The organism is Pseudomonas sp. 09C 129 (assembly GCF_002843625.1).
Lineage (GTDB): Bacteria > Pseudomonadota > Gammaproteobacteria > Pseudomonadales > Pseudomonadaceae > Aquipseudomonas > Aquipseudomonas chlororaphis.
Window position 1 is genome coordinate 6,410,561 of sequence record NZ_CP025261.1, and the last position, 25,060, is coordinate 6,435,620.

At 64.5% G+C, this 25,060-nt stretch carries 23 protein-coding genes; 9 read left to right on the plus strand and 14 right to left on the minus strand.

Annotated features, from left to right (window positions below; genetic code table 11):
- Positions 1 to 58: 58 nt before the first annotated feature.
- The gene (gene katB, locus CXQ81_RS28630; protein WP_009045732.1) at positions 59 to 1,600 is read right to left on the minus strand and encodes a catalase KatB; all 1,542 of its coding nucleotides are present in this window, start codon (positions 1,598 to 1,600) and stop codon (positions 59 to 61) included.
- Positions 1,601 to 1,886: 286 nt separating this feature from the next.
- On the opposite strand from katB, the gene mscL reads away from it, so the two are divergent.
- Positions 1,887 to 2,300 (plus strand): large-conductance mechanosensitive channel protein MscL, encoded by a 414-nt coding sequence (gene mscL, locus CXQ81_RS28635; protein ID WP_009045733.1) that lies wholly within the window; start codon positions 1,887 to 1,889, stop codon positions 2,298 to 2,300.
- Positions 2,301 to 2,356: 56 nt separating this feature from the next.
- Here the strand turns inward: mscL and CXQ81_RS28640 are convergent, their stop codons facing one another.
- Positions 2,357 to 3,133, minus strand: a complete 777-nt coding sequence (locus tag CXQ81_RS28640; protein ID WP_009045734.1) for a ferredoxin--NADP reductase — start codon at positions 3,131 to 3,133, stop codon at positions 2,357 to 2,359.
- 228 nt (positions 3,134 to 3,361) lie between these two features.
- Between CXQ81_RS28640 and CXQ81_RS28645 the strand changes: the two genes are divergently transcribed.
- Entirely contained in the window at positions 3,362 to 4,486 is a 1,125-nt protein-coding gene (locus CXQ81_RS28645) for a methyltransferase (RefSeq protein WP_101339185.1), read from the plus strand.
- 213 nt (positions 4,487 to 4,699) lie between these two features.
- Here the strand turns inward: CXQ81_RS28645 and CXQ81_RS28650 are convergent, their stop codons facing one another.
- The 3 genes from CXQ81_RS28650 to CXQ81_RS28660 form a co-directional block, all read right to left on the minus strand.
- The gene (locus CXQ81_RS28650) at positions 4,700 to 4,867 is read right to left on the minus strand and encodes a DUF2474 domain-containing protein (protein WP_023969448.1); all 168 of its coding nucleotides are present in this window, start codon (positions 4,865 to 4,867) and stop codon (positions 4,700 to 4,702) included.
- A gap of 91 nt (positions 4,868 to 4,958) precedes the next feature.
- On the minus strand, positions 4,959 to 5,966 hold the full coding sequence (gene cydB / locus CXQ81_RS28655) for a cytochrome d ubiquinol oxidase subunit II (RefSeq protein ID WP_101339186.1): 1,008 nt from the start codon (positions 5,964 to 5,966) through the stop codon (positions 4,959 to 4,961).
- Positions 5,967 to 5,969: 3 nt separating this feature from the next.
- Positions 5,970 to 7,406 (minus strand): cytochrome ubiquinol oxidase subunit I, encoded by a 1,437-nt coding sequence (locus CXQ81_RS28660; RefSeq protein ID WP_101339187.1) that lies wholly within the window; start codon positions 7,404 to 7,406, stop codon positions 5,970 to 5,972.
- A gap of 501 nt (positions 7,407 to 7,907) precedes the next feature.
- Here CXQ81_RS28660 and CXQ81_RS28665 point away from each other — a divergent pair.
- The 3 genes from CXQ81_RS28665 to CXQ81_RS28675 all read left to right on the plus strand — a co-directional run bounded on the left by CXQ81_RS28665 (position 7,908) and on the right by CXQ81_RS28675 (position 9,842).
- Positions 7,908 to 9,149, plus strand: a complete 1,242-nt coding sequence (locus CXQ81_RS28665; RefSeq protein WP_087091929.1) for an MFS transporter — start codon at positions 7,908 to 7,910, stop codon at positions 9,147 to 9,149.
- A gap of 108 nt (positions 9,150 to 9,257) precedes the next feature.
- The gene (locus CXQ81_RS28670) at positions 9,258 to 9,536 is read left to right on the plus strand and encodes a type II toxin-antitoxin system RelE/ParE family toxin (protein ID WP_009050976.1); all 279 of its coding nucleotides are present in this window, start codon (positions 9,258 to 9,260) and stop codon (positions 9,534 to 9,536) included.
- 15 nt (positions 9,537 to 9,551) lie between these two features.
- Complete coding sequence (locus tag CXQ81_RS28675; protein WP_009050977.1) at positions 9,552 to 9,842, plus strand: HigA family addiction module antitoxin; 291 nt, start codon at positions 9,552 to 9,554, stop codon at positions 9,840 to 9,842.
- 3 nt (positions 9,843 to 9,845) lie between these two features.
- On the opposite strand, the gene CXQ81_RS28680 is transcribed toward CXQ81_RS28675, so the two are convergent.
- Together CXQ81_RS28680 and CXQ81_RS28685 are read right to left on the minus strand one after the other, a co-directional pair.
- On the minus strand, positions 9,846 to 10,397 hold the full coding sequence (locus CXQ81_RS28680; protein WP_009050978.1) for a DJ-1 family glyoxalase III: 552 nt from the start codon (positions 10,395 to 10,397) through the stop codon (positions 9,846 to 9,848).
- Positions 10,398 to 10,466: 69 nt separating this feature from the next.
- Positions 10,467 to 10,916, minus strand: coding sequence for a DUF4879 domain-containing protein (locus tag CXQ81_RS28685; RefSeq protein WP_037035572.1), 450 nt, complete (start codon positions 10,914 to 10,916; stop codon positions 10,467 to 10,469).
- A gap of 205 nt (positions 10,917 to 11,121) precedes the next feature.
- Between CXQ81_RS28685 and CXQ81_RS28690 the strand changes: the two genes are divergently transcribed.
- Both CXQ81_RS28690 and trmA read left to right on the plus strand, forming a co-directional pair.
- The gene (locus tag CXQ81_RS28690; protein ID WP_007930015.1) at positions 11,122 to 12,417 is read left to right on the plus strand and encodes an NCS2 family permease; all 1,296 of its coding nucleotides are present in this window, start codon (positions 11,122 to 11,124) and stop codon (positions 12,415 to 12,417) included.
- A complete protein-coding gene (trmA, locus tag CXQ81_RS28695) occupies positions 12,414 to 13,493 on the plus strand; it encodes a tRNA (uridine(54)-C5)-methyltransferase TrmA (protein WP_101339188.1) in 1,080 nt (359 codons plus the stop codon). The genes CXQ81_RS28690 and trmA overlap by 4 nt, the downstream gene beginning before the upstream one ends.
- 170 nt (positions 13,494 to 13,663) lie before the next feature.
- On the opposite strand, the gene CXQ81_RS28700 is transcribed toward trmA, so the two are convergent.
- The 7 genes from CXQ81_RS28700 to CXQ81_RS28730 all read right to left on the minus strand — a co-directional run bounded on the left by CXQ81_RS28700 (position 13,664) and on the right by CXQ81_RS28730 (position 23,461).
- Positions 13,664 to 15,007, minus strand: coding sequence for a TolC family outer membrane protein (locus CXQ81_RS28700; protein ID WP_101339189.1), 1,344 nt, complete (start codon positions 15,005 to 15,007; stop codon positions 13,664 to 13,666).
- Positions 15,004 to 16,356, minus strand: a complete 1,353-nt coding sequence (locus CXQ81_RS28705; RefSeq protein ID WP_256593443.1) for an HlyD family type I secretion periplasmic adaptor subunit — start codon at positions 16,354 to 16,356, stop codon at positions 15,004 to 15,006. The genes CXQ81_RS28700 and CXQ81_RS28705 overlap by 4 nt, the downstream gene beginning before the upstream one ends.
- Positions 16,353 to 18,137, minus strand: coding sequence for a type I secretion system permease/ATPase (locus CXQ81_RS28710; RefSeq protein ID WP_101339190.1), 1,785 nt, complete (start codon positions 18,135 to 18,137; stop codon positions 16,353 to 16,355). Before CXQ81_RS28710 ends, CXQ81_RS28705 begins: the two co-directional genes overlap by 4 nt.
- Positions 18,138 to 18,355: 218 nt before the next feature.
- The gene (locus tag CXQ81_RS28715) at positions 18,356 to 18,976 is read right to left on the minus strand and encodes a heme acquisition protein HasA (RefSeq protein WP_007928863.1); all 621 of its coding nucleotides are present in this window, start codon (positions 18,974 to 18,976) and stop codon (positions 18,356 to 18,358) included.
- Between the two features lie 81 nt (positions 18,977 to 19,057).
- Positions 19,058 to 21,742, minus strand: a complete 2,685-nt coding sequence (locus CXQ81_RS28720) for a TonB-dependent receptor (protein WP_101339191.1) — start codon at positions 21,740 to 21,742, stop codon at positions 19,058 to 19,060.
- A gap of 132 nt (positions 21,743 to 21,874) precedes the next feature.
- On the minus strand, positions 21,875 to 22,879 hold the full coding sequence (locus tag CXQ81_RS28725; protein WP_101339192.1) for a FecR family protein: 1,005 nt from the start codon (positions 22,877 to 22,879) through the stop codon (positions 21,875 to 21,877).
- Between the two features lie 63 nt (positions 22,880 to 22,942).
- Positions 22,943 to 23,461 (minus strand): RNA polymerase sigma factor, encoded by a 519-nt coding sequence (locus tag CXQ81_RS28730; RefSeq protein ID WP_007928868.1) that lies wholly within the window; start codon positions 23,459 to 23,461, stop codon positions 22,943 to 22,945.
- A gap of 256 nt (positions 23,462 to 23,717) precedes the next feature.
- Between CXQ81_RS28730 and aroQ the strand changes: the two genes are divergently transcribed.
- Both aroQ and CXQ81_RS28740 read left to right on the plus strand, forming a co-directional pair.
- Positions 23,718 to 24,167 (plus strand): type II 3-dehydroquinate dehydratase, encoded by a 450-nt coding sequence (gene aroQ, locus CXQ81_RS28735; protein WP_007928871.1) that lies wholly within the window; start codon positions 23,718 to 23,720, stop codon positions 24,165 to 24,167.
- Positions 24,164 to 25,018 carry a shikimate dehydrogenase gene (locus CXQ81_RS28740; protein WP_101339193.1) on the plus strand — a complete coding sequence of 285 codons (855 nt, stop codon included), beginning with the start codon at positions 24,164 to 24,166 and terminating at the stop codon, positions 25,016 to 25,018. The genes aroQ and CXQ81_RS28740 overlap by 4 nt, the downstream gene beginning before the upstream one ends.
- Positions 25,019 to 25,060: the final 42 nt, after the last annotated feature.

A 25,060-nucleotide genomic window follows, 5' to 3' on the forward strand; every position in this document is an offset into this window, starting at 1 on the left:
AAGCCTCGCGCCTATATAAAGAGGAAGCGTCACGCCAGGGGCGTGACGCGGGGTGGGATCAATCCGACAGCTTGGCGGCCAGGGCCTTGACCCGGGCCAGGTCACCCTTGGCCACCTTGGTCACGCCAGTGCCGTACTCCGGATCGGCCTTGTAGAGGAACGACAGCATGATGTGCTTGCTCTCGTCATCGGTGGTCGCCAGGGAACCGCCGAAGTTCTCGATCAGGTCCTGACGCTCCTTCTGGCTCAGCGAACGATACAGATCGCCGGCCTGCTTGAAGTTCTGCTCGCGCTGGATCTTCGCCTGCTGGGTGCTGCCACTCAGCGCCAGCTGGCTGTAACGCGCGCTTTGCGGCTCTTCACGCGGCATCAGGCGGCTCGGCTGGTAGTTCACGCCGGTGCTGGTGCTGCCGCTGTTCATCGCGCCGTCCTGGTTGCCATTGTTCACCGCGACTTTCGGCGCGTTGATCGGCAATTGCAGGGCGTTGGCGCCCAGGCGGTACAGCTGGGTATCGGCATAGGAGAACACCCGGCCTTGCAGCAGGCGGTCTTCCGACGGCTCGATGCCCGGTACCAGGTTGGCCGGAGCCATGGCCACCTGTTCAGTTTCCTGGAACACGTTGGCCGGGTTGCGGTTGAGCACCATCTGCCCGACCTTGCGCTCAGGCACGCCCGGCCAGATCTTGGTGGCATCCAGCGGGTCGAAATCGAACTTGGCCAGATCTTCCGGCTTCAGGACCTGGACATACAGGTCCCATTTCGGGAAGTCGCCCTTGTTGATATGCGTCACCAGGTCATTGGTCATATGGCTGTAATCGCGCCCCTGCACCTCGACCACTTGTTTGGGATCGAGGTTGTTGATGCCCTGCAAACTCTTCCAGTGAAACTTCACGTAATGCACTTCGCCCTTGGCATTCACCAACTTGTAGGCGTGCACGCCGTTACCGTCCATTTCCCTGTAACTGGCCGGAGTGCCGGAATTGGAATACAGCTCGGTCAGGGTCCGGGTGGCTTCCGGAACATGGGAGAAGAAATCGAAGCGCCGGGAATCGTCATCCAGGTTGGTCCGTGGATCAGGTTTGAACGCATGAACCATGTCCGGGAATTTGATCGCGTCGCGAATAAAGAAGGTCGGGAAGTTGTTGCCGACCAGGTCCCAGTTACCATCGGCGGTATAGAACTTGGTGGCAAAACCACGCGGGTCACGCAGGGTTTCCGGCGAATGGTTGCCATGCACTACCGCGGAAAAACGCACGAATACCGGTGTTACCTGGCCGGCGGCGAATACCTTGGCCTTGGTCAGGTCGCTCAGGCTGTCGGTCACGGTGAAGGAACCATGGGCACCGGTGCCACGGGCATGCACCACCCGCTCTGGAATGCGCTCGCGATCGAAACGCTGGAGCTTCTGGATCAACTGCACATCCTGCAGCAATACCGGTCCGGTAGCGCCCGCGGTCTGCGAGTTCTGGTTATCGCCCACCGCGGCCCCGTTGTCGCGGGTCAGAGTGGCGGCCTGTACGGAAAGAGAAAGCATACTGGCGGCGAGTACGCCCAATACGCGTCGTTGGGAAAAGCTCCCAAGGCCAATGATCATGGTCATGTTTTATTCCTCTGGTTTTAATCGAACGCATCCAGGTGCGCCTGTCAGAGGCTAGTGACCAAAGAGTCGAACTCTAAATAGAAAGGTCGCAACAGTCTGATTGAAAAAATATGCTGGTATGTAAGAGCAAGCGCGGGTATATCGCGCGCGATTGATGGCACTTTGTAAACTATTTGCCGTTAACTCGGTCGATAACTGCGAACGCTGTAAGCAGTTGTTGCAAGCAAGATGCCTTGTGCTGAATTACACTGCGTTCACCAACCTCATCTGTAACAAGGAATAACCTATGGGCGTGCTAAGTGAGTTCAAGGCCTTCGCGGTCAAAGGTAATGTGGTCGACATGGCCGTCGGTATTATCATCGGCGCCGCATTCGGCAAGATCGTCTCGTCGTTTGTTGGCGATGTGGTGATGCCGCCAATCGGTTTGCTGATCGGTGGGGTGGACTTCAGTGATCTGGCGATCACGCTCAAGGACGCCGTCGGCGAGACACCGGCCGTGACGCTGGCCTATGGCAAATTCATCCAGAGCCTGATCGACTTCATCATCGTTGCCTTCGCCATCTTCATGGGTGTGAAGGCGATCAACCGCCTGAAGCGCGAAGAGGCCGTGGCGCCAACCCTGCCGCCGGTTCCGACCAAGGAAGAAGAGCTGCTGGGCGAGATCCGCGACCTGCTCAAGGCGCAGAACAACAAGCCCTGAGGCTTCTGCCGCAACAAAACGGCGCCCCTGCTGGTATTGCAGGCGGCGCCATTTTTTTACCAGTAGTTTTCCACTGCCACCTGCCCGGGCCGCCGGGTCAGGCTCAGGTGCATGTCCCGTTGTTTGAGCAAGGCGCGGGTGTCGTCGATCATCTGGGGGTTGCCGCAGAGCATCACTCGCGAGTGCTCGGCGCTCAGGGGCACGCCAGCGACACGTTCCAGTTCGCCGCTCTCGATCAGATGAGTGATCCGCCCGTTGAGGCTGCCCGGATGCTGTTCACGGGTCACCGTGGTGATGACTTGCAGCTTGTGGGCAACTTCCGCCAGATAATCGCGCTGTTTCAGCTCGGCCAGCAATTGCTGATAAGCCAGTTCCTTGGCTTCGCGCACGCTGTAGACCAGGATAATCCGCTCGAACTTCTCCCAGACTTCGAAGTCCTGCAGGATCGAAACAAAAGGCGCGATCCCGGTGCCGGTGGACAGCAACCAGAGGTCGCGGCCATCGACGAAACGGTCCAGGGTCAGATAACCGAACGCCTGGCGGTCCACCATCAGGGTATCGCCCTCCCCCAGCCGGCTCAGCTCGCTGGTGAACTCGCCGCCGGGCACGACAATGGAGAAGAACTCGAGAAACTCGTCGAAGGGCGAAGACACCATGGAGTACGCACGCCACACCGTGCTGCCATCGGCCTTGGTCACGCCCAGACGGGCGAATTGCCCGGCGCGAAAGCGAAAGCCCGCGTCCCGCGTGGCGCGCAGGGTGAACAGGCTGGGAGTCAGAGGCTGGACGTCGAGCAAGGTCTGGCGCGTGTATTTTTCTGCACTGGCAGTCATGGCAGGCTCCAATAAGCGAATGCCCTTAGTGTCCCGCAAAGCGCGCGGCAGAAACACCGGCGGTTTGTAATGGCATAGAGCGTGGGCAATCGAGCGCAAAAAAACGTACCATTGGCCCCCTCTTCGGGCACCTGCCACGCGGCCTGCGCGCCACCTGCCCGAACGGTCCAGCCCGCATCGCGCCCCTCCCGCCGGCAGGACATTCACCGATTACCAAGAGTCCGTCCCATGCCCCTGCTCGAAAGCTCCTTCGCCCAGCTCGACCTGATCCGCCAGCCCGAACAACAGAACGAGCCCCTGCAAGCTTTCGACGCAGCGGACGAGTACTTGCTCAATCACCTGGCCGAACAGCAGCCGACGGCGGACACCCGGGTGCTGGTGCTCAACGACAGCTTCGGCGCGCTGGCGGCCAGCCTGGTCGGACGCGTACAGGTGCACAGCAGCGGCGATTCGTTTCTCGGCGCGCTGGCGCTGGAGAAAAACCTGGTGCGCAATGGCCTGCCATTCGACGCCGTAACAGTGGTACCGGCCAGCGAGCCGTTGACCGGGCCGTTCGACCGCGTACTGATCCGCGTGCCCAAGACCCTGGCCCTGCTGGAAGAACAGCTGATCCGCCTGCAAGGCCAACTGGCCCCGGGCGCCCAGGTGGTGGCGGCGGCGATGGTCAAGCACCTGCCACGGGCCGCCGGCGACCTGCTGGAACGCTATATCGGCCCGGTACAGGCTTCGCTGGCGGTGAAAAAAGCCCGTTTACTGATCGCCACCCCGGAGGCGAAACCCCCGGCGGTTTCGCCCTACCCGACCCGCTACAAGCTCGACGAGCCCGCCATCGAGCTGCTCAACCACGCCAACGTGTTCTGCCGCGAAGGCCTGGACATCGGCACCCGCGCGTTCCTCCCGCACCTGCCGAAAAACCTCGGCAAGGCCCGGGTCGCGGACCTGGGGTGCGGCAACGGCGTGCTGGCCATCGCCAGCGCCCTGCACAACCCCGATGCCCATTACACCCTGGTGGACGAATCCTTCATGGCTGTGCAATCGGCCCTGGAGAACTGGCGCGCGACCCTGGGCGAGCGCGAAGTGACCGTGCGCGCCGGCGATGGCCTGGCCGGCCAGGAACCGCAGTCGCTGGACGTGGTGCTGTGCAACCCGCCCTTCCACCAGCAGCAGGTGGTCGGCGACTTCCTCGCCTGGCGCATGTTCCAGCAGGCCCGCGAAGCCCTGGTGGTGGGCGGCGCGCTGTACATCGTCGGCAACCGCCACCTGGGTTATCACAGCAAGCTGGCGCGGCTGTTCCGCGGCGTCGAGCAAGTGGCCGCCACGCCCAAGTTCGTGATCCTCAAAGCCCGCAAATAATCCCCCTCTCTGTAGGAGCGAAGCTTGCTCGCGATACGTGCCACGCGGAATGCCTGAAGCACTGCGTTATCGTTCATCGCGAGCAATCGAGCGTCGACCGGCTGCTCCTACGGAAGAAAAGCTTGGCAATCGCGCAGGCAAAAAAAAACCCTCCAGAGGAGGGCTATAAAACCGTGCCACAAGGCAACGGGATGGGATGAGCGGTAGTAAAAATCAGTGTGTGGTCAGGCCCGCGGCGTTCATGAACATGCGCATCAGGCTGGCGACGATAAACAGCGCCAGCACGCTGCCGACCCAGATCCCGGCGAGCCAGCCCAGACGCTGCCAGAGCGGTTTCTTCTCGGCTTCTTCGATTTCCTGCAACGTGGGTTTACCAGCCATCATCGAATACTCCTCTCGGAATGGAGACGATGGCGTCGCTCGGGGCGCCATCGCGAGCAGATCCGCTCCCGCACGGGGAGCGGCGCATTGACTAGTGGTAGCCGTCTTCGTGGGTGACCTTGCCGCGGAACACGTAGTAGCTCCAGAAGGTGTAACCCAGGATGAACGGGATGATGAACAGCGTGCCCACCAGCATGAAGCCCTGGCTTTGCGGCGGCGCGGCGGCGTCCCAGATCGAGATCGACGGCGGCACGATGTTCGGCCACAGGCTGATGCCCAGGCCGCTGTAGCCGAGGAAGATCAGCACCAGGGTCAGCAGGAACGGCGTGTAGTGAGCATTGCGGGCCACCGCGCGCAGCAGGCCGTACAGGGTCACCAGCACCAGGATCGGCACCGGCAGGAACCAGAACAGGTTCGGCAGGGTGAACCAGCGCGAAGCGATTTCCGGGTGGGCCAGCGGCGTCCAGATACTGACGACACCGATCACCGCCAGCAGCACGAAAGCCAACGGCCGCGCCAGGTCATGCATCTGCTCCTGCAGCTTGCCTTCGGTCTTCATGATCAGCCAGGTGCAGCCGAGCAAGGCATAGGCCACCACCAGCGCGACACCGCAGAACAGGGTGAACGGCGTGAACCAGTCCAGCGAACCGCCGGCGTACTGGCGGTCGACCACCGGCAGGCCATCGATGAAGGCGCCCAGCGCCAGCCCCTGGAAGAAGGTCGCCGCCACCGAACCGCCGATGAACGCCTTGTCCCAGATGTGGCGCTTGGCTTCCTTGGCCTTGAAGCGGAACTCGAAGGCCACGCCGCGGAAGATCAGGCCGATGAGCATCAGGATCAGTGGCATGTACAGCGCCGAAAGCACCACCGAATAGGCCAGCGGGAAGGCGCCGAACAGCGCGGCACCGCCCAGCACCAACCAGGTTTCGTTGCCGTCCCAGACCGGGGCGACGGTGTTCATCATCACGTCACGGTCGCGGGAGTCCTTGACGAACGGGAAGAGAATCCCGATCCCGAGGTCGAACCCGTCCATGACCACGTACATCATGATGCCGAAGATGATGATCACGGCCCAGATCAGCGGAAGATCGATACCCATGACTCAATTCCCCTTGTTCAGGCTGGTGCCGTTGTCTTCGGCATCGTCGTCGGCGGCCGACAGCGGACGGGCCGGCGTGCGTTTCTGGCCAGGACCACCGTGGCTGACTTCCGCGCCTTCGTTGGTCTTCGGCCCTTTGCGCACCAGGCGCATCATGTAGCCGATACCGACCCCGAACAGCGAGAAATACACCACGACAAACAGCGCCAGGGTGATGCTCATCTGCATCAGGCTGTGCCCGGACGAAGCATCCGCGGTACGCATCAGCCCGTAGACCACCCACGGCTGGCGACCGATCTCGGTGGTGAACCAGCCGGCGAGGATCGCGATCAGGCCGGATGGGCCCATCCACAGCGCCAGGTACAGGAACGCGCGGTTCTGGTAGATGCGGTCACGCTTGCGCAGCCACAGGCTCCACAGGCCGGTGAGGATCATCAGCATGCCGAGGCCGACCATGATCCGGAACGACCAGAACACGATGGTCGAATTCGGCCGATCTTGCGGCGGGAACTCCTTGAGCGCCGGCACCTGCTTGTCCAGCGAGTGAGTGAGGATGAGGCTGCCCAGATACGGGATCTCGACGGCGAACTTGGTCTTTTCTGCCTTCATGTCCGGCCAGCCGAACAGGATCAGCGGGGTCGGCTCGTCACCGACGTTTTCCCAATGCCCTTCGATCGCGGCGATTTTCGCCGGCTGGTGCTTGAGGGTGTTGAGGCCGTGGAAGTCGCCGATCACGGCCTGGATCGGCGCGACGATCAGGGCCATCCACATGGCCATCGACAGCATGCGGCGGATTGCCGGGTTGTCACGGCCGCGCAGCAGGTGCCAGGCAGCGGACGAACCGACGAAGAACGCGGTGGCGACAAAGGCGGCCGTGGCCATGTGCGCCAGGCGGTACGGGAACGACGGGTTGAACACCACCGCCAGCCAGTCCACTGGAATCACTCGGCCGTCGACGATTTCGTAGCCTTGCGGGGTCTGCATCCAGCTGTTGGACGAGAGAATCCAGAAGGTCGAAATCAGCGTACCGATGGCCACCATTACGGTGGCGAAGAAGTGCAGCTTGCGCCCGACCCGGTTCCAGCCGAACAGCATCACGCCGAGGAAGCCGGCTTCGAGGAAGAATGCGGTGAGCACTTCATAGGTCAGCAGCGGCCCGGTAACGGAGCCGGCAAAATCGGAGAACCGGCTCCAGTTGGTGCCGAACTGGTAGGCCATGACCAGGCCCGAGACCACCCCCATGCCGAAGTTGACGGCGAAGATCTTCGACCAGAAGTGGTACAGGTCACGGTAGGTATCGTCGCGGGTCTTGAGCCACAAACCTTCGAGCACCGCCAGGTAGCTCGCCAGACCGATGGTGATGGCGGGGAACAGGATGTGGAACGAGATGGTGAACGCGAACTGAATTCGGGCGAGATCTAGTGCCTCCAAACCGAACATAAGCTTTCCTCTGTCAGGTAATACCGGCTGCCGGCTGGAGGCCTGCACCCACTGCCCCCACGGATCTGGAGTGTGGCGAATTCGAATTCGTTCTTTTTAAACCCATCGCAACGCAGGGAGTCTGGCCATCTGGCCACCAGACCCAACCTTGCAAAAGGTTTTGATCTGGATCAATCAACGCTGAAAGAGTAGTCGCATTTTCGCCGTTGGTTTGTGTGGTCTTTTGTCGCGTGACAGGTTGCCTCACCACGTCAAGTACGGGGTTTCCCCGAAGTTTTGCTCTCCCTGTGGCCGCTGCCGCAGGCTGCGATCGACCGGAACGGTCGTGGCGATTTCTGCTCCCTCGAAGGTCCTTCGGCCCTTATTGCAGCCTGCGGCAGCGGCTACAGGGATTGGGTTATTTCGAATGAACGAGATAGATGCGAGGCTAAGGATTCTGCAACTATTGGTTACATCTTGGTGATAACCTCGCCTTACTCCACGCCCAGACCTGCCTTTCAGATGCCCAGCCAAGACCCTCTGCTGCTTCGCCATCACCGTCCATTCATTGCTTTCTGGCTGGCGCGGATTTTCACCGCCAGCGGCTTCCAGATGCTCACCGTGGCCATCGGCTGGAACCTCTACCAACTGACCGGTAACGTGCTCGACCTGGGCCTGGTCGGGCTGGTGGAGTTCGCGCCGCGGGTGCTGTTCATGCTGCACACCGGGCATGTGGCGGACCGCTATGACCGGCGCAAGGTGGCAGCCATCTGCCAGTCGCTGCAGGCGTTGATCGCCCTGTCCCTGGCCATCGGCAGCGCCACCCATAACGTCACTCGCGAGATGATCTTCATCCTCGCGTTCCTGCTGGGCGCCGCCCGCTCCTTCGAGATGCCGACCACCCAGGCGCTGCTGCCGAGCATCGTGCCCAGCGCGCTGTTCCCGCGCGCCGTGGCCGCCGCACAGTCCGCCCAGCAATCGGCGACCATCGTCGCGCCGGCCCTCGGCGGCCTGCTCTACGCCTTTGGCAGCGTGTGGGTCTATGGCCCGACCGTGCTGCTGTATGTGATCGCCTGCTGCCTGATGCTCAACCTGCCCGCGCGGCAGACGCCGCTGAACAAGGGCAAGGCCACCCTGGATTCGTTGCTGGCCGGGGTACGCTTCATTCGCAGCCGCCCGGACATTCTCGGGGCGATCTCCCTGGACCTGTTCGCCGTATTGCTGGGCGGCGCCACCGCCCTGCTGCCAGTGTTCGCCAAGGACATCCTGCTCACCGGCGCCTGGGGCCTGGGCCTGCTGCGCTCGGCGCCGGCGGTGGGGGCCCTGCTGATGTCGCTGTGGCTGGCGCGCTTTGCGGTCGACCGCCATGTCGGCCGGGTGATGTTCACCGCCGTCGGCGTGTTCGGCGTCGCCACCATTGCCTTCGGCCTGTCGACCTCGTTCTGGTTTTCGCTTGCGGTGCTGGTGGTGCTGGGCGCGGCGGACATGATCAGCATGGTGATCCGCGCCTCCTTCGTGCAACTGGAAACCCCGGATGAAATGCGCGGCCGGGTCAGCGCCGTCAACGGCCTGTTCATCGGCGCTTCCAACCAGCTCGGCGAGTTCGAGTCCGGGCTTACCGCCCACTGGTTCGGCACCGTGCCGGCGGTGGTGCTGGGCGGAGTCGGCACCCTGCTGGTGACCGGGGTGTGGATAAAACTGTTCCCGACCCTGGCCCGTCGCGATCGCATGCATGGGCCGGTGGAAGAACAAGCCAAGGCCTGATTCGAGACAGGCAGGAAGCTCACAGGACGTCGCCGTTGATCGTCCGATTCACGCGCTGCAATACATATCCGATGGGAAGAGTGTAAGGTATCGCCTTACACTCGCCGCATGATCAAATCCTTTCAGCACAAAGGCCTCAAGGCCTTCTATGAAACGGGATCGACTCGAGGGATCCGAGCCGATCATGCGAGGCGCCTGGCGCGCATGCTGCCTTTCATGGATCACGCGACAGAGCCTGACGACCTCGACCTCCCGGGATGGCGATTGCATCCGCTCAAGGGCGAGCGTCGCGAATACTGGTCACTGACCGTATCGGGAAATTGGCGAGTGATTTTTCGTTTTACGGGTTCGGATATCGAGCTGGTCGACTATCTGGATTACCACTGAACAGGAGGCAGGATCATGCCCATGCACAACCCGCCACATCCCGGTGAAACACTGCGTGTGGACGTATTGCCCGAGTTGGGAATCAGCGTGACGGAACTGGCCAGGCATCTTGGCTACGCCCGTCCCCATCTCTCCAAGGTGCTGAACGGCCACGCGCCGATCCGGCCGGAACTGGCGGTAAGGCTGGAACGCGCCGGAATAGGTAAAGCCAAGGTCTGGCTGGCGGTACAGGCTGACTACGATATCTGGCAGACCGAACAAGCCTTGTTACCGCGCATCGAGCCCATTGCCGCTCATGTCTGCTGATCGCTAAACCAGCAACTCCCCCTCCACCACCGTCCGCCGGCCCCTGCCGCACAGTTGTTCCACCAGGGTCAGGGCAAAACTCAGGGCCGCCCCCGAGCCTTGCGCGGTGATGCAGTTGCCATCCACCACCACCGGCTGGTCGACGAAGTTGCAGCCCGACAGCTGATGGCTGGCGCTGGGCAGGCAGGTCATGCGCCGCTGGCGCAGCACCCCGTAACTCTGTAACGCCAGGGCCGGCGCTTCGGCGATGCCGGCGAACAGGCGCCCGGCGGCGGCCTGATCCTTGACCAATTGCATCAGCGGTTGATGGGCCGCCAGGTGCTGCGCGCCGACAGCGCCACCGGGCAGCACGATCAGGTCGAAGTTCTGGGCCAGCACATCCACCAGCATGCCGTCGGCGGTCATGCGGGTGCCGCGGGCGCAGGTGAGCATGCGCCGCCCTTCGATACTGGCCACCAGCACTTCGACTTGAGCACGGCGCAGCACATCGATCAGGGTCACGCTTTGCAGGTCGTCGACACCCTCGGCGAGGGGAATCAGGGCTCTAAAGGTCATGGGCTGTGTCCGCGGTAGGGTCTTTAAAGCTTAGTCAGCTTTAAAGCCCTCCGCGTTCGGACGCTGCCGTCACTTGATGTAGATCTGCGCGCTCATGCTGTTGCCCGGCGCGTTGAGCGAGGTGTTGCTGAAGGTGAAGGTGCCTTCCTGTTTGCCGGCCAGGTCGAAGGTATAGATGTAGCCGACGGTGATCCCGGAGTTGCCGCACGGCACCAGGCTGGAACCCTCTTCGCAGACCGCGGCGCGCGTGCCGTTGACCTCGAAGCCGTCCAGCGCCACCCGGGGCTGGCGGCCATAGCCGATTTCCAGCACGTACACCTTGATGTTCGGGCCCTGGTGATCGCAGGCGGTCTTGTCGCGTCCGTCCGACACATCCTCCAGGCCACAGGACTGCGACTCGACCTTGAGGATTTCCACCTGGCTCAAGGGTGGCGCGGAACGGGCCATGGCCGGCGCCGTGCCCAACCACAGGCTGCTGGCCACTACCGCCAAGGCCATCGTTTTTATCGTGCTGTGCATAAGTCCCCCCAAAACGTCGGCGCAGTATGCCCCAGTCGCCACTCGGGCAAAACATCGCCGAGGATCGCAGCCATAGCCCTGCGCTGCTGGTATGATGCGCGGCTTTTTCCGACCCGCACAAAATCCCCGGACGCTTTTTTATGGTCTGTGCTTTGCTGTCTGGGTCGATACATTCACGGCGCCCTGCGCGCCACGGGGAGCAGACATGCTGGAAAGGCTGTTTCAACTCAAGGCACACAACACCAATGTGCGGACCGAGATTCTCGCGGGCCTCACCACCTTCCTGGCCATGGCCTACATTCTCTTCGTCAACCCGAGCATCCTCGGCGAGACCGGCATGGACAAGGGTGCGGTGTTCGTCGCCACCTGCCTGGCCGCCGCCATCGGCTCGACCGTGATGGGCCTGATCGCCAACTACCCGATCGCCCTGGCTCCGGGCATGGGCCTGAACGCCTTCTTCACCTATACCGTGGTCCTGCACATGGGCCATACCTGGCAAGTGGCGCTGGGCGCGGTGTTCATCTCGGCGGTGCTGTTCTTCCTGCTGTCGATCTTCAAGATCCGCGAATGGATCATCAACAGCATCCCGCTGCCGCTGCGCTCGGCGATCGCCGCCGGTATCGGCCTGTTCCTGGCGCTGATCGCCCTGCACAACGCCGGCATCGTGGTCGGCAACCCGGCGACCATGGTCGGCCTCGGTGATCTGAAACAACCGGCCCCGATCCTCGCGACCCTGGGCTTCGCCCTGATCGTCGCCCTGGAAGCCCTGAAGGTCCGCGGTGCGGTCCTGATCGGCATCCTCTCGGTGACCATCGTCTCCATCGCCCTGGGCTTCACCCCGTTCGGCGGCGTGACCTCGATGCCGCCTTCGCTGGCGCCGACCTTCCTGCAACTGGACATCAAGGGCGCGCTGGACATCGGCCTGGTCAGCGTGATCTTCGCCTTCCTGTTCGTCGACCTGTTCGACAACTCCGGCACCCTGATCGGCGTCGCCAAGCGCGCCGGCCTGATGGGCAAGGACGGCCACATGCCGAAAATGGGCCGGGCCCTGATCGCCGACAGCACCGCGGCCATGGCCGGCTCCCTGCTGGGCACCTCGACCACCACCAGCTACATCGAATCAGCCGCGGGCGTCAGCGCCGGTGGCCGCACCGGCCTGACCGCCATCGTCGTGGCGATCCTGTTCCTCCTGGCGCTGTTCTTCTCGCCGCTGGCGGCCAGCGTGCCAGCTTTCGCCACCGCCCCGGCCCTGCTGTTCGTCGCGGTACTGATGACGTCGGGCCTGGCGGAAATAGACTGGGACGACATCACCGTCGCCGCGCCGGTGGTGGTCACCGCCCTGGCCATGCCGTTCACCTACTCCATCGCCAACGGCATCGCCTTCGGCTTCATTGCCTGGACCGCGATCAAGCTGCTGTCGGGCCGCGCCCGTGAGCTGAACGCGCCGCTGGTGATCCTGTCGGTACTGTTTGTGATCAAGTTGGGTTGGTTCAACGCATGACTTTCGATTCCCAGGCTTACGCCACCCAGCTCGCCGACAAGGTCGCGCGCCTGCGTGAACTGCTGGCGCCGTTCGATGCCCCCGAGCCACAGGTCTTCGATTCGCCGCTGCAGCACTTCCGCCTGCGCGCGGAGTTCCGCCTGTGGCGCGAAGCCGGCGAGCGTCACTACGCGATGTTTTCCCAGGAAGACAAACGCACGCCGATCCTGATCGAAGAATTCCCGATCGCCAGCCTGCGCATCAATCAGCTGATGCCGCAACTCAAGGCCGCCTGGCAAGCCAGCAGCGCCTTGAGCCACAAGCTGTTCCAGGTCGAGTTCCTCACCACCCTGGCCGGCGACGCGATGATCACCCTGTGTTATCACCGCCCGCTGGACGAGCACTGGCACGCCGCGGCGAGCCAGTTGGCGGCCGACCTGAACGTCAGCGTCATTGGCCGTTCCAAGGGCAAGCGCGAAGTGATCGGCCACGATTACGTGGTGGAGAAACTCGAAGTCGGCGGGCGCACCTTCAGCTACCGCCAACCGGAAGGCGCCTTCACCCAGCCCAACGGTACGGTCAACCAGAAGATGCTCGACTGGGCCTACGACGCCCTGGGCGATCGCCCGGACGACCTGCTGGAGCTGTACTGCGGCAACGGCAACTTCACCCTGCCCCTGGCCACCCGGGTGCGCAAGGTGCTGGCCACCGAGATCAGCAAGACCTCGGTCAACGCGGCCCTGAGCAACCTCAGCGAAAACGCGGTGGAGAACGTCACCCTGGTGCGCCTGTCCGCCGAAGAGCTGACCGAAGCCTTGAACGAAGTGCGTCCGTTCCGCCGCCTGCAGGGCGTGGACCTGAAGAGCTACGAGTTCGGCAGTGTGTTCGTCGACCCGCCGCGCGCCGGCATGGACCCGGACACCTGTGAGCTGACCCGGCGCTTCGACAACATCCTGTACATCTCGTGCAACCCGGAAACCCTGGCGGCCAACATCGCCCAATTGCACGACACCCACCGCATCACCCGCTGCGCGATGTTCGACCAGTTCCCGTGGACCCACCACATGGAATCCGGGGTCTTGCTGACCCGGCGTTGAACCCGCCCCGCTGCACAGCAAACAGCCGTCCTCGTGACGGCTGTTTGCATTCCACGGTTTCCTGTAGCCGCTGCCGCAGGCTGCGATAAGGTCCGCAGGACCTTCAGCGATTGCAAGATCGCCACGGCCGTTGGCCGATCGCAGCCGGCGGCAGCGGCTACAGAGGAGTGTCAGCTGACAGGGCGGAAGTACCCGGCCAGCTGCTGCAAGTCCTGTTCATTGAGCAGGCCGGCATAGAACCTGAGCTGGACCCGCGCCAGCAGGTAGGCGTGCCGCGCATCGGCCAGGTCGCGCCGGGCGCTGAACAGCTGCTGCTCGGCATCCAGCACGTCGAGGTTGACCCGCTCGCCGCCGCGCACGCTTTTCAGGGTGGCCTGGACCAGGGCCTCGGCCGATTCGACCGCCATCTCATAGGCGCGGACCCGCGCCGCGCCGCTGGTGTTGAGGTTGAACTGCTTGCGCAGCTCGATCAGCACGTTGGCGGTCTGCGCATCCAGCTCGTATTGCGCCTGGGACAGCTGGCTGGCCGCCTGGCGGGTCGACGCCGACACCGAGCCGCCGGCGAACAGCGGCAGGCTGACCTGGATGCCGACGCTGTTGGTGTCGTACTTCTGGTTGTAGGTGCTTTCCGAATCCGAACGGGTCTGGCGGCTGCTGGCGTAGAGGCTGATCTTTGGCAGATGCCCGGCGCGCTTGCGCTCCACCTCATATTCCGCGGCCTGCAACGCGTGCTGCTGGGAGGCCAGTTCCGGGTTGTTGGCGACGGCCAGGTCGCGCCAGCTCTCGAAGCGGTTGGGCTGCACCGGCTGGATATCAAACCGGCGGGCCAGCGGGTCGAGTTCGTCGACCCGCAACGGCTGGCCGACTATCGCTTCCAGCTCGCGCAGGGCGCTGTCCTGCAGGTCACGGGCCTCGATCTCCTCGGCCAGGGCCAGGCTCAAGCGCGCCTGGGTTTCCAGCACGTCGGTGCGGGTGCCTTCTCCGCCCTTGAGCAAACGCTGGTTGAGTTGCAGGCGCTCGGCATAGGCGCGCCGCTGGGCCTGGCTCAGTTCGATACGCTCCTGGGCCAGCAGGGCCTGGCTGTAGGCGCCCAACAGCCGCACCGCCAGTTCCTGGCTCTTGCTGCGAAAACGCTCGTCGGCGAACAGCGCCTGGGCCGCGCCCTGGCGAAAGCGCGCATAGGCTTCGTAATCCAGCAGCGGTTGCTGCAGGGTCAGGTTGGAGGCATAGCTGCGGTAGTCGCGATCGGTGGAAGAGTCCCCCAGGGGCGTGGCCTGGGTCACCTCGGATTGGTTGCGCGAGTTGTTGTAATTCCACGACAGGGTCGGCAACAGGGCGGCGCGGCCCAGCACGCGGTTCTCTTCGCCGGCGTCGCGCTCCTGGATCGCCGCCTGGAAAGTCGGATCGTTGCGCACCGCCAGCGCGTAAGCGTCCAGCAGCCCCAGGGCGTGGGCCGCGGGGGCGCACAGGCCATACAGGCTGGCCAGCAGCCAAGGGATAAGACGCCGGTTCATTCTTCCACCAGTGCCATGTGCGTGCGGTCCAGCAACGGCTTGAACAGGTAATTGAGCATCGAGCGCTCGCCGGTGCGCACAAAGGCTTCCACCGGCATGCCAGGGCGGATCTGCAAGCCGCTCAGTTGCTGCATGCCGTCGGCGCTGACCTCGGCACGCAAGGTGTAGTACGGCTCGTCGGTGCGCTCGTCCACCTGCCTGTCGGCCGACACCAGGGTCACCTGCCCGGCGACCCGCGGCGTAGTGCTCTGGCTGAAGGCCGAGAACATCAGTTCCACCGGCAACCCGGGGTGCACCTTGTCGATCATCTGCACCGGCACCCGCGCCTCCACCAGCAGCGGCTCGCCCTGGGGCACGATCTCCATCAGCGCCTGCCCCGGCTTGACCACCCCGCCCTCGGTGAACACCTCCAGCCCCACCACCACCCCGGCCGCCGGCGCGCGCACCAGACTGTTGGCCAGCTCGAACTCGGCCGAGGCCAGGCGGTTGCGCAGGTCTTCGCTGCGGGTACGGGTTTCGGCCAGCTGGCTGCGCACCTCTTTCTGGAACTCCTCGGCCCGTTGGCGGATACGCAAGCGCATCTCGAGGATCTGCCGCTGCAACTGGCCGATGCGCCCGAAGTCCTCGGCGATCGAGCCGTCGATCTGCGCATACAGGCGCTCGCTGTCCAGCAGCCGGTTGCGCGGGATATAGCCGTCGCGTGCGAGTTCGCGCAGCCCTTGCAGTTGTTCGTTCAAGGCGCGGCGCTGGAGCACCTTGCTCGCCTGGGAATCGCGGGTGCCGCGCAGTTGGGCCTCGGAGCCGGCGATGCTTTCGGCGATGCCCTGCTGCTCCATCGCCAGGGCCTGGGCGCGGCTGCTGAACAGCTGGCGTTGCAGGGCCATGGTGGCGGCCACTTCCGGGTCATCGGCCTGGGCCCGCAGTTCCGGGGCAAAGGCCAGGACCTGGCCACCATCGCGCTCGGCATTCAAGCGGGCCTCGCTGGCCAGGGAGCCGAGGAACTGGGTCCGCAGCGACTGCACCTGGGTGCGCAGCGGCAGCTCCTTGAGGCGAATCAACACCTGGCCGGCGCTGACCACTTCGCCGTCACGCACCTCGATGCGCTCGATGATGCCGCCGCTGGGGTGCTGCACCGCCTTGCGATGCCCGGAGACCATGACTTTGCCGGCCACCGCCACGCCCTTGTCCAGGGGCGCCAGCGCGGCCCAGCCGAGGAAGCCGGCAAAACCGCCAAACACCAGCAGCCAGCCCAGGCGCGAATATTTCTTCTCGTCCAGGGCCAGCAGGGTGCCCGGCGCGCGCTGGTGGTCGGCGGTCGGCAGGCGACCCAGGGGTTGTGCTTGGCTCATGCTTTTTTTCCTTCGCCGGCGGCCACGCCCAGGCGATAACTGACATTCATGCTGGCCGCGGGGGTGCTCGTCGGCGTCACCGGGGCCGCGGCGGCCTTGGGCTTGTGCATCGTCTCCAGGACTCGCGTCGTCGGCCCGAAGGCCTGCAACTGGCCCTCGCGCAGGATCATCAACTGGTCGGTCAGGCTCAGCACGTTGGGCTTGTGGGTGATCAGCACCAGGGTCCGGCGCTGCTGCTTGAGCTGGGCAATCGCCTGCAACAGCGCCTGCTCGCCGGCCTCATCGAGGTTGGCGTTGGGCTCGTCGAGCACGATCAGCGCCGGCAGGCCATACAGCGCGCGGGCCAGGCCGATGCGCTGCTTCTGCCCCCCGGACAGCCCCGCCCCGCCCTCCCCCAGGCGCGTGTCATAGCCTTGCGGCAGTTGCAGGATCAGCTGATGCACCCCGGCCATCTGCGCCGCCGCCAGGACCTGGTCAGAGTTCACCTCGCCGAAGCGCGCGATGTTCTCGGCGATGCTGCCGGCGAACAGCTGGATATCCTGGGGCAGGTAACCGATGTGCGGGCCAAGTTGCTGGCGGTCCCACTGGCTCAGTTCCGCGCCGTCGAGGCGGACCTTGCCGGCCAGCGGCGTCCAGGCCCCCACCAGCAGCCGCGCCAGGGTCGACTTGCCGCAACCCGAGGGGCCGATGACTCCCAGCACCTGCCCGGCCGGCAGGCTGAAACCCAGGTTGGCCAGGGCCGGCCGGCGACTGCCGGGGGCGCAGGCGCTCAGTTGCTCGACGCTCAGTTCGCCCTTGGGTGTGGGCAGGCTCATGCGCGCCGGGCGTGGCGGATTGGCCTGCAGCATCTCTGACAACCGCGCATAGGCCAGGCGCGCCGAACTCCACTGTTTCCACACGGCAATCAACTGGTCGATGGGGCTGAGCACCCGGCCCATCAGGATCGAACCGGCGATCATCATCCCCGGTGTGATTTCCCCCTGCACCGCCAGCAGCGCGCCAAGGCCCAGCACCAAGGATTGCAGGGCCAGGCGCACACCCTTGGACCAGGCACTGATCAGCGCGGTCTTTTCACTGGCCAGGTTCTGCTGGGCGAGGAACGCCTGGTGCCCACCGAACCAGCGCGCGCGCAGCGCGGCAAGCATGCCCATGGCTTCGATGGCGTCGGCGTTGCGCAGGTTGGCCGTGGCCTGCTGGCTGGTGCTGATGGACAGCTGGCTGGCCTCCGCCAGCGGCGCCTGGCAGATGTGCTGGTTGATCCAGGCCAGGGCCACCAACAGCAGCGCGCCGCCCAGGGCCAGCAGGCCAAGCCAGGGGTGAAACATGAAGATCACCAGCAGGTAGACCGGAAACCACGGCGCGTCGAAAAACGCGAACAGCGCATTGCCGGTGGCGAACTGGCGCAGGGCCGTCAGGTCATTCAGGGCCTGGCCGGCGGCTTGCGGGCTGCCCTTGAGCTGGGCCTCGAAGGCCGCGTCGTAGACCCGCTGGTTCAGGCGCATGTCCATCTGCGTGCCCAGGCGGATCACCACCTGGCTGCGCACCCACTCCAGGGCCCCCATCAGGCCGAACAGGCCGACGATCATCAGCGTCAGCATCAACAGGGTCATCTGGTTGCCGGACGCCAGCACCCGGTCGTACACCTGCAGCATGTACAGCGCGGGCGCCAGCATCAGCAGGTTGATCACCGCCGAGAACAGGCCGATGTTGAAGAAGCCGCTTTTATAGGCGGCCAGGGCCGCCAGCGTCTCGGAACCGGCAAGTGGGTTCGGCCTGCTCATCGAGGTGTCCTGTTGGGAGTCGAGAAATACACCGCCACCCGCTCCGGCGGTGCGGGTCGGCAAGAGGCGCGCCGCGTGCGTTGACAGCCATCGCGGCGCTCCCCAGAATTTGCCACCGCCGCCGCCCTGGCCTTCGAAAACTCGGGCGACGGGGGTGATTCAAGCGAACGAATGGAAGAGCGATCTTTCATTCGTTTTTTTATGCCTCAAGCGGCCATTCAGGCTGCCAGCGCCCAGTCCTGGGCCACATCCTGCACACCCACCAGGCCGATGTCGGCCGCGGCGGCGGATGCCGGGGCAACGTGGGCGACACCGGCCGCGGCCAGGTCGTCGAACGTCGAGTTGACCGACAGGTTCGGGCTGATCGCCTTGAGCAGGGCATCGATCTCGCCGGCCAGCGCCGAGCTGTCGCCGCTCATCAGGCCATACACCACCTTGTGCACTTCGCCGGCACGGCCTTCGTCGCGCAGGCTGTTGAGGCCCAGGTTGGTGAAGCTGACTTCCTGGCTGACCAGGTCGTAGCCGCCGGCGCTCGGACCACCGGTCAGGGTGTCACCCAGCGAGACGGTGTTCAGGTTGCCCCACAGGGTGTGGCTCGGGCTCTCGAACAGGGTGTAGTTCAGGTTGCCTTCGGCCACGAACGCGGCGTCGCTGTTGGTGCTTTTCAGGGCGTACTCGGTACCCGAGAACGGGCCCGGGTTGAAGCCGCCGGTGTTGGTGCCATCGACCACCTGGCCCGGGCGATGGTTGACGTCGCCAAAGTAGGCCGACCAGTCATTGAGGTAGTTCGCAACGCTGACGCCGCCGTAGGTAGCGCTGTAGGAAATGGAAATGCTCATGCAAAACTCCAGTACATAGGTTGGTCACTCCGCAGCGAGCCGATGCCCGCTACGGTTTTGCCCTTCTCTGGGCAAAAGCGGTCAGAACTGATATTCGAGGGAGCCCTGCAAGGTGCGGCCACGCCCCAGGGTGAAAGCCAGCACGTCGCCCATGGGCACCAGGTAGGCGCGGTCGGTGACGTTCTCCATCGCCAGGCGCAGGGTCAGTTCTTCGGTGGCGCGGTAGCTGCCGTACAGGTCGTAAACGGTGTAGGACTTCCAGTCCGCGGGGTAGACGCTGGTGGTGGTGCGGGCGTTGCTGCCGCCCTCCGAGTAGCCCGCGCTGTAGCGGGCTCGGGCGCCGATATCCAGCTTGCGTTCGAAGAAGCGCGCGCCCAGGGTCAAGGTGCCACGGTCCATCGGCATGTGTTCGGCCGAACCGAGGATCGCGCTGCAATGGCTGGCGCTATTGGCCTGTGCGTCCGGGCGCATGCCGACCACCGGGGCGCGTCCGGCCGTGCTGTTCTTTACGGTCTGGGTCACCCCGCCCAGCCACGCGGTCTTCGAGCAGAAGTCGTTGCTGCCGATCATATGGGTGTAGGCCAGCTGCCCGTAGGCGCGCCCGGCGTCGTAGTCGAGCTGGTACTCCACGCCCTTGAAGCGGGTGTCCTGCAGGTTGTTGACGTAGGCGCTGTTGCCGATCCCGGCCATGCCGTAGCCGGGGGGCTGCACGCCCATGTTCATGAAGATGAAGTCTTCGACGCGGGTGTCGAAGTACGCGACCTTGATCCCCAGCCGGTCCTCGTCGAACCACAGGTTTTCCTTGAACACATTGACCCCGGCTTCCCAGGTGGTGGAACGCTCCGGGCGCAGGAAGGGGTTGGGGTACATGCTTTCGGCGCCACCGCCGTGGGGCCGGCCGGTGATCAGGGTCTCGGTGATCGCCGGCGGACGCCAGCCCTTGCCGTAGCTGGCGAACAGTTGCAGCCAGTCCACGCCGGGCTTGATCGACAGGCCGAAGGTCGGCGAGAAACGCCCTTCCTCGGTGTCCACGTCATAGTCGATCGGCACCGTGGTTTGCCGGGTGGTGCCGAGAATGAAGGTGCGGGTATTGATCCCGGTATCGCCGCGCAGCCGGTAACGGTCGTAGCGCAACCCGGCGTTCAGGTTCAGCCAGCCGTCGTAGTCGTAGTCCAGGCGCGCGAACAGGCTGCCGAGTGCGCGGTCGCCCTTGGGCGTCATGCCTTCCGAGGCCGGGGCGTTCACCGCCGAACCGCTCGCCACCGGCTGGCTGGAGTCCGGGCGTACCTTGTCGTAGAAGAACTCCAGGCCGTAGTTGGCCTTGAGCGTCGACAGCTCGCCGAGGGCGAAGGTCGAGGTGTTCTGCGCCTGGGCGCCGTAGGTGTCGGTCTGGTAGGTGATCGAATATCCGGGAGTGATGCCCCGTTGCAGGGTGCTCTGGTCGTTACGGTTGTCGACGTAATAGAGCTTGGCCTTGAAGTCCACCAGCGGGTTGTCCGGGGTGTAGCTGTAGTCGAGGGCGAAGTTCTGCGAGCGCACATCGCTGCTGCCCAGCTTCTCCCACAGCTGATCCTTCTCGGTGTTGAGCATGTTGGCGTCGTCGTAGGACACCTGGGTGGTCAGGTAGCTGAACTGCAGGCGCTGGTCCTGGGGCAGGTTCAGCCCGAGCTTGGCCAGGCGCGAGCGCATCACCGAAGCGGAATAGGCCACCGGCGAGTTCTTCACCCGGTCGTTGATCGAAGGGTCCCGCCAGCCGCCGGTGCGCAGTTCGCCGATGCTGCCGCGGGTTCCCGGGTCGTAGTCGCCCAGGTGCCGCTCGCTGGCGGCGACCAGCATGTCCCAGACTTCAGTGCCGATGGCGAAGGCCGAACTGCCGATAAAATGCGTGCCGTTGCTGCGCCCGCCCAGGCCGCTGGTCAGGCGGATGCGCCCGCCCATTTCCTCGCCCGGCTTGATCAGGTCGCGGGCTTCCAGGGTGCGGAAATTGGCGATCCCGCCGATCACCCCGGCACCGCCCATGCTGGAGGTCGCGCCCTTCTCGATCACCACCTCGGAGAGCAGCTCGGGGTCGACATACAGGGTGCCGTTGCGTTGCTGGTGGCCGCTCTGCTGGTAGTTCTGGCGCATGCCGTCGACCGCCATGTTGACCCGCCCGTAATCCTGGATGCCGCGGATGTTCACCGACAGGCCGGGGTCCTGCTGGCTGACCGCCGAATACACGCCGCTGGTTTCTTCCAGCATGTCCGCCGCGTGCCGGGGCGGATTGCGGTCGATTTGCTCACGGCTGACGACGCTCACCGAACGCGGCGCGCTGTAGACCCAGTCGCCTTTGCGCCCTTCGAGGTTGCCGGACACGGTGGTGGTGGCCAAGGCCAAGGCCCCCTGGTGTTCGGCGGCGACGCGGTTCAGGGTGACCTGGCTGTCGCCGGTGAAGCGGTATTCCACCGGCGCGTTGCCCAGCAGCCGCGCCAACCCTTCCTGGACGCTGTAGCTGCCCTTGAGCGGCGAACTGTGCAGGCCCTTGAGGCGCTGGCTGTCGAACAGCACTTGCAGCCCGGCCTGTTCGGCGAAGGCCAGCACGGCGCTGTCCAGGGCCTGGGCAGGAATGTCGAACATCAGGCGGCTTTGCTGCTCGGCACCGGCAACCGCGGCCCCCTGCGCCGCATGCGCCAGCCCGGCATCGAGCAGCAGCCCCGCGGCGCCCAGATGAATAGCCAGGGCCAACCGGCTTGCGGCGTGAACTCCAGTGCGACTGCTTACCCTCATATCCGTATTCCTGCGCTGGCTGCTTTTTATTGATGCGAATGCATCTCAATTAGCTAGACGTGCCAGGCAGGAAAACTCAGTAAGGTTTTTTCCAACTATTTTTCACGGGGAGGAAAGCGGCGGCGCCAGGCCTCAGTAAATCAGGCTGACGCCGGCCAGATCGAAGTGCCGCACCTGCAGTTCCCGGGTCAGGGTGGCCAGGGCAGTGTCGAGCATGTCCAGGCGGAACACGCCGCTGACCTGACGCTGGGCCAGGGCTTCGTTACCCAATACCACCCGGCCGGGGCGATAACGATTGAGCTGTTCGATCACCAGCGCCAGCGGCTGGCGATCGAACACCAGCACGCCGCGCCGCCAGCTCGTGGCCCGTTGCAGATCCAGGCCATCCAGAGTGACCACCCCCGACAGCGGGTTGTAGCGGGCGCTCTGCCCTTCCTGCAGGACCCGCTCGGAAGCGCCTTGCTGCGCCGGCGTATCCAGGCTTACGGCAACGCTGTGTTGCAGCACGCCGACCCAGGCTTGCTGGCTGCTTTCACGCCCCACCACGAAGCGCGTGCCCAGGGCGCGGGTCTGCCCGCCAGCACTCTCGACCACAAAAGGGCGGGACTCCTCGCCGCCCATCGGCGCCACGTCGAACACCGCGGAGCCGGCGAGCAAATGCACCTGGCGCTGGGCCTGGTTGAAATCGAGGCGAATGGCGCTGGACGAATCCAGCTCCACGGTACTGCCATCGGCCAGCTGCACGGTGCGCACTTCGCCTTTGCCGGTGAGATAGTCGGCCTGCATCCGCAGCAAGGCGTGCGGCCCTTGCCACCAGCCGAGCGCGACAGCCAGCACCAGCACCGCCGCGCTGGCCGCCCGTGGCAGGAAACGCCGGCGGCGCGGCCGCTGAACCGCCGTGGCCCTGGCGGCGGGCGCGCGACGCGGTTGCGCCAGTTCCGGCTCCAGGCGCAGCTCGCCCAGCGCGTCCCAGGTCCGCCGGGCAAACGCCAGCGCCGGGGCGTGGCGCGGGTCCCGCGCTTGCCATTGCTCCAGCTCGGCCTGCTCGGCGGCGCTCAGTCCACCGGCATGCAAACGCACCGCCCAGTCGGCGGCGGCCTCAGTGATACTGCGCTCTTGCGGACCCTGGCTATTCACGTGTGAATCTCGATTTCTCGTTATATATAAGCAGTGACGACTGACCCCGGGTTTTACCGTAACTCACTCGTCGGCCGCCCGACCGCCGGTAGCCAGGCGCTGCATCACATGGGCCAGGGCCCTGGACAGGTGTTTCTGCACCGAGCTGTCGGAAATCTCCAGATGCCTGGCCACTTCGGCGTGGGTCATGCCTTCGATCCGGTTCAAGCGGAAGATCTCCTGAGTGCGCGGCGGCAACTCCAGAATGGCCTGCTTCAATGCCTTGCGCTGTTGCTGCGCCATCGCCTGAGCCTCCAGACCGGCCTGCTCGTCCTCGATCTCGGCCAGGGCTTCATGGGGCACGGTGTCGGTCTTGCGCCGCGCCTCCTGACGGACATGGTCGATCAGCAGATTGTTCGCCGTGCGGTAGAGATAGCCCTGGGAATTGTCGATGCGCTCGCCGCGCGTCTGTTCGGCCAGCCGCAGGAAACTCTCCTGCACCAGATCAGCGGCCAACTGCGGGTCCCGTACCTTGCGCGCCAGGTACCCACGCAAGGTAGCGGCATGCTTGAGAAACAGCCCCTTGAGATCCACGTCCGACAAACCGACTCCCTGGAACTTGAAGGAAATTGGCCGGCATCTTACGGCTTACTAAGAATTATTTTCAATTGATATGAATACGCATCCTCTGCCGAGAAGGTGAAAGAACTTCTCCGCTCATCCGGGTAGTGTTCGATTATCGAACCATTATTTCGGGGCTGTCCCCCGGCTCATTGACCAAATTAACCAGTTAGTACAATTTAGCTCCAGCCGCTGGCCGCTCAAGCCACGCCCACAATAACAACGGAGAATTCCCCCCATGCGCCCTATCGTTCTGGTGCTCAACGGCCCGAACCTGAACCTGCTCGGCACCCGCGAACCCGCCACCTATGGTCACGAGACCCTGGCCGACATTTCCGCCCTGTGCGGGCGTGCCGCCGAGGAGTTCGGCCTGACCGTGGAGTTTCGCCAGACCAACCACGAAGGCGAACTGCTGGACTGGATTCACGGCGCCCGTGGCCGTTGCGCCGGGATCGTGATCAACCCGGCGGCCTGGACCCACACCTCGGTGGCGATCCGCGATGCCCTGGTGGCCAGCGAGTTGCCGGTGATCGAAGTGCACCTGTCGAACGTCCACGCCCGCGAACCGTTCCGCCATCATTCCTTTGTCTCGGGCATCGCCCTGGCAGTAATGTGCGGCTTTGGCAGCCATGGCTATCGCCTGGCACTGGCGCATTTCAGCCAGCGCTTTCAAGGAGCCCAGGCATGACCCAGCAGCACACAGTACTGGCCGGACTGATCGGCGCCGGCATCCAGGCCTCGCGCACCCCGGCGCTGCATGAGCACGAAGGCGACGCCCAGGGCCTGCGCTACCTGTACCGGCTGATCGACCTGGACCAGCTGCAACTCGACAGCAATGCCCTGCCCGACCTGCTGCTGGCCGCCGAGCGCATGAACTTCACCGGGTTGAATATCACCTTCCCGTGCAAGCAAAGCATCATCCCGCTGCTCGACGAGCTGTCGCCGGAAGCCCGCGGCATCGGTGCGGTGAACACCGTGGTGCTCAAGGATGGCAAGCGCATCGGCCACAACACCGATTGCCTGGGTTTTGCCGAAGGTTTGCGCCGCGGCTTGCAAGGCGTGGCCCTGGCGCGCGTGGTGCAGATGGGCGCCGGCGGTGCCGGTGCGGCGGTGGCCCATGCGCTGCTCAGCGAAGGCGTGCAACAGTTGCATATCTTCGATGTGGAAAGTGCCCGCGCCCAGAGCCTGGCGGATAACCTCAACCAGCATTTCGGCCCCGGCCGGGCCAAGGCCGGCGTCGACCTGCCCGCCACCCTGGCTGCCGCCGACGGCCTGGTGAACACCACACCCGTGGGCATGGCCAAGCTGCCGGGCATTCCGGTACCGGTTGAGTTGCTGCGCCCCGGATTGTGGGTCGCGGAGATCGTCTACTTCCCCCTGGAAACCGAGCTGCTGCGCAACGCCCGAGCCCTCGGTTGCCGCACCCTGGACGGCGGCAACATGGCGGTGTTTCAGGCGGTGAAGGCGTTCGAGCTGTTCAGCGGCGTGGCGCCGGATGCCCAGCGCATGCTCGCGCATTTCCAGAGCATGAATGGCTGACAGCGCCTGACCGGATCAGTGCGGGGCTGTGATCGGCTCCGC

Excerpts from the sequence above, each read along its gene's own strand:
- katB (WP_009045732.1), bottom strand. The coding sequence starts at position 1,600 with ATGACCATGATCATTGGCCTTGGGAGCTTTTCCCAACGACGCGTATTG.
- mscL (WP_009045733.1), top strand. The coding sequence starts at position 1,887 with ATGGGCGTGCTAAGTGAGTTCAAGGCCTTCGCGGTCAAAGGTAATGTG.
- CXQ81_RS28640 (WP_009045734.1), bottom strand. The coding sequence starts at position 3,133 with ATGACTGCCAGTGCAGAAAAATACACGCGCCAGACCTTGCTCGACGTC.
- CXQ81_RS28645 (WP_101339185.1), top strand. The coding sequence starts at position 3,362 with ATGCCCCTGCTCGAAAGCTCCTTCGCCCAGCTCGACCTGATCCGCCAG.
- CXQ81_RS28650 (WP_023969448.1), bottom strand. The coding sequence starts at position 4,867 with ATGGCTGGTAAACCCACGTTGCAGGAAATCGAAGAAGCCGAGAAGAAA.
- cydB (WP_101339186.1), bottom strand. The coding sequence starts at position 5,966 with ATGGGTATCGATCTTCCGCTGATCTGGGCCGTGATCATCATCTTCGGC.
- CXQ81_RS28660 (WP_101339187.1), bottom strand. The coding sequence starts at position 7,406 with ATGTTCGGTTTGGAGGCACTAGATCTCGCCCGAATTCAGTTCGCGTTC.
- CXQ81_RS28665 (WP_087091929.1), top strand. The coding sequence starts at position 7,908 with ATGCCCAGCCAAGACCCTCTGCTGCTTCGCCATCACCGTCCATTCATT.
- CXQ81_RS28670 (WP_009050976.1), top strand. The coding sequence starts at position 9,258 with ATGATCAAATCCTTTCAGCACAAAGGCCTCAAGGCCTTCTATGAAACG.
- CXQ81_RS28675 (WP_009050977.1), top strand. The coding sequence starts at position 9,552 with ATGCCCATGCACAACCCGCCACATCCCGGTGAAACACTGCGTGTGGAC.
- CXQ81_RS28680 (WP_009050978.1), bottom strand. The coding sequence starts at position 10,397 with ATGACCTTTAGAGCCCTGATTCCCCTCGCCGAGGGTGTCGACGACCTG.
- CXQ81_RS28685 (WP_037035572.1), bottom strand. The coding sequence starts at position 10,916 with ATGCACAGCACGATAAAAACGATGGCCTTGGCGGTAGTGGCCAGCAGC.
- CXQ81_RS28690 (WP_007930015.1), top strand. The coding sequence starts at position 11,122 with ATGCTGGAAAGGCTGTTTCAACTCAAGGCACACAACACCAATGTGCGG.
- trmA (WP_101339188.1), top strand. The coding sequence starts at position 12,414 with ATGACTTTCGATTCCCAGGCTTACGCCACCCAGCTCGCCGACAAGGTC.
- CXQ81_RS28700 (WP_101339189.1), bottom strand. The coding sequence starts at position 15,007 with ATGAACCGGCGTCTTATCCCTTGGCTGCTGGCCAGCCTGTATGGCCTG.
- CXQ81_RS28705 (WP_256593443.1), bottom strand. The coding sequence starts at position 16,356 with ATGAGCCAAGCACAACCCCTGGGTCGCCTGCCGACCGCCGACCACCAG.
- CXQ81_RS28710 (WP_101339190.1), bottom strand. The coding sequence starts at position 18,137 with ATGAGCAGGCCGAACCCACTTGCCGGTTCCGAGACGCTGGCGGCCCTG.
- CXQ81_RS28715 (WP_007928863.1), bottom strand. The coding sequence starts at position 18,976 with ATGAGCATTTCCATTTCCTACAGCGCTACCTACGGCGGCGTCAGCGTT.
- CXQ81_RS28720 (WP_101339191.1), bottom strand. The coding sequence starts at position 21,742 with ATGAGGGTAAGCAGTCGCACTGGAGTTCACGCCGCAAGCCGGTTGGCC.
- aroQ (WP_007928871.1), top strand. The coding sequence starts at position 23,718 with ATGCGCCCTATCGTTCTGGTGCTCAACGGCCCGAACCTGAACCTGCTC.
- CXQ81_RS28740 (WP_101339193.1), top strand. The coding sequence starts at position 24,164 with ATGACCCAGCAGCACACAGTACTGGCCGGACTGATCGGCGCCGGCATC.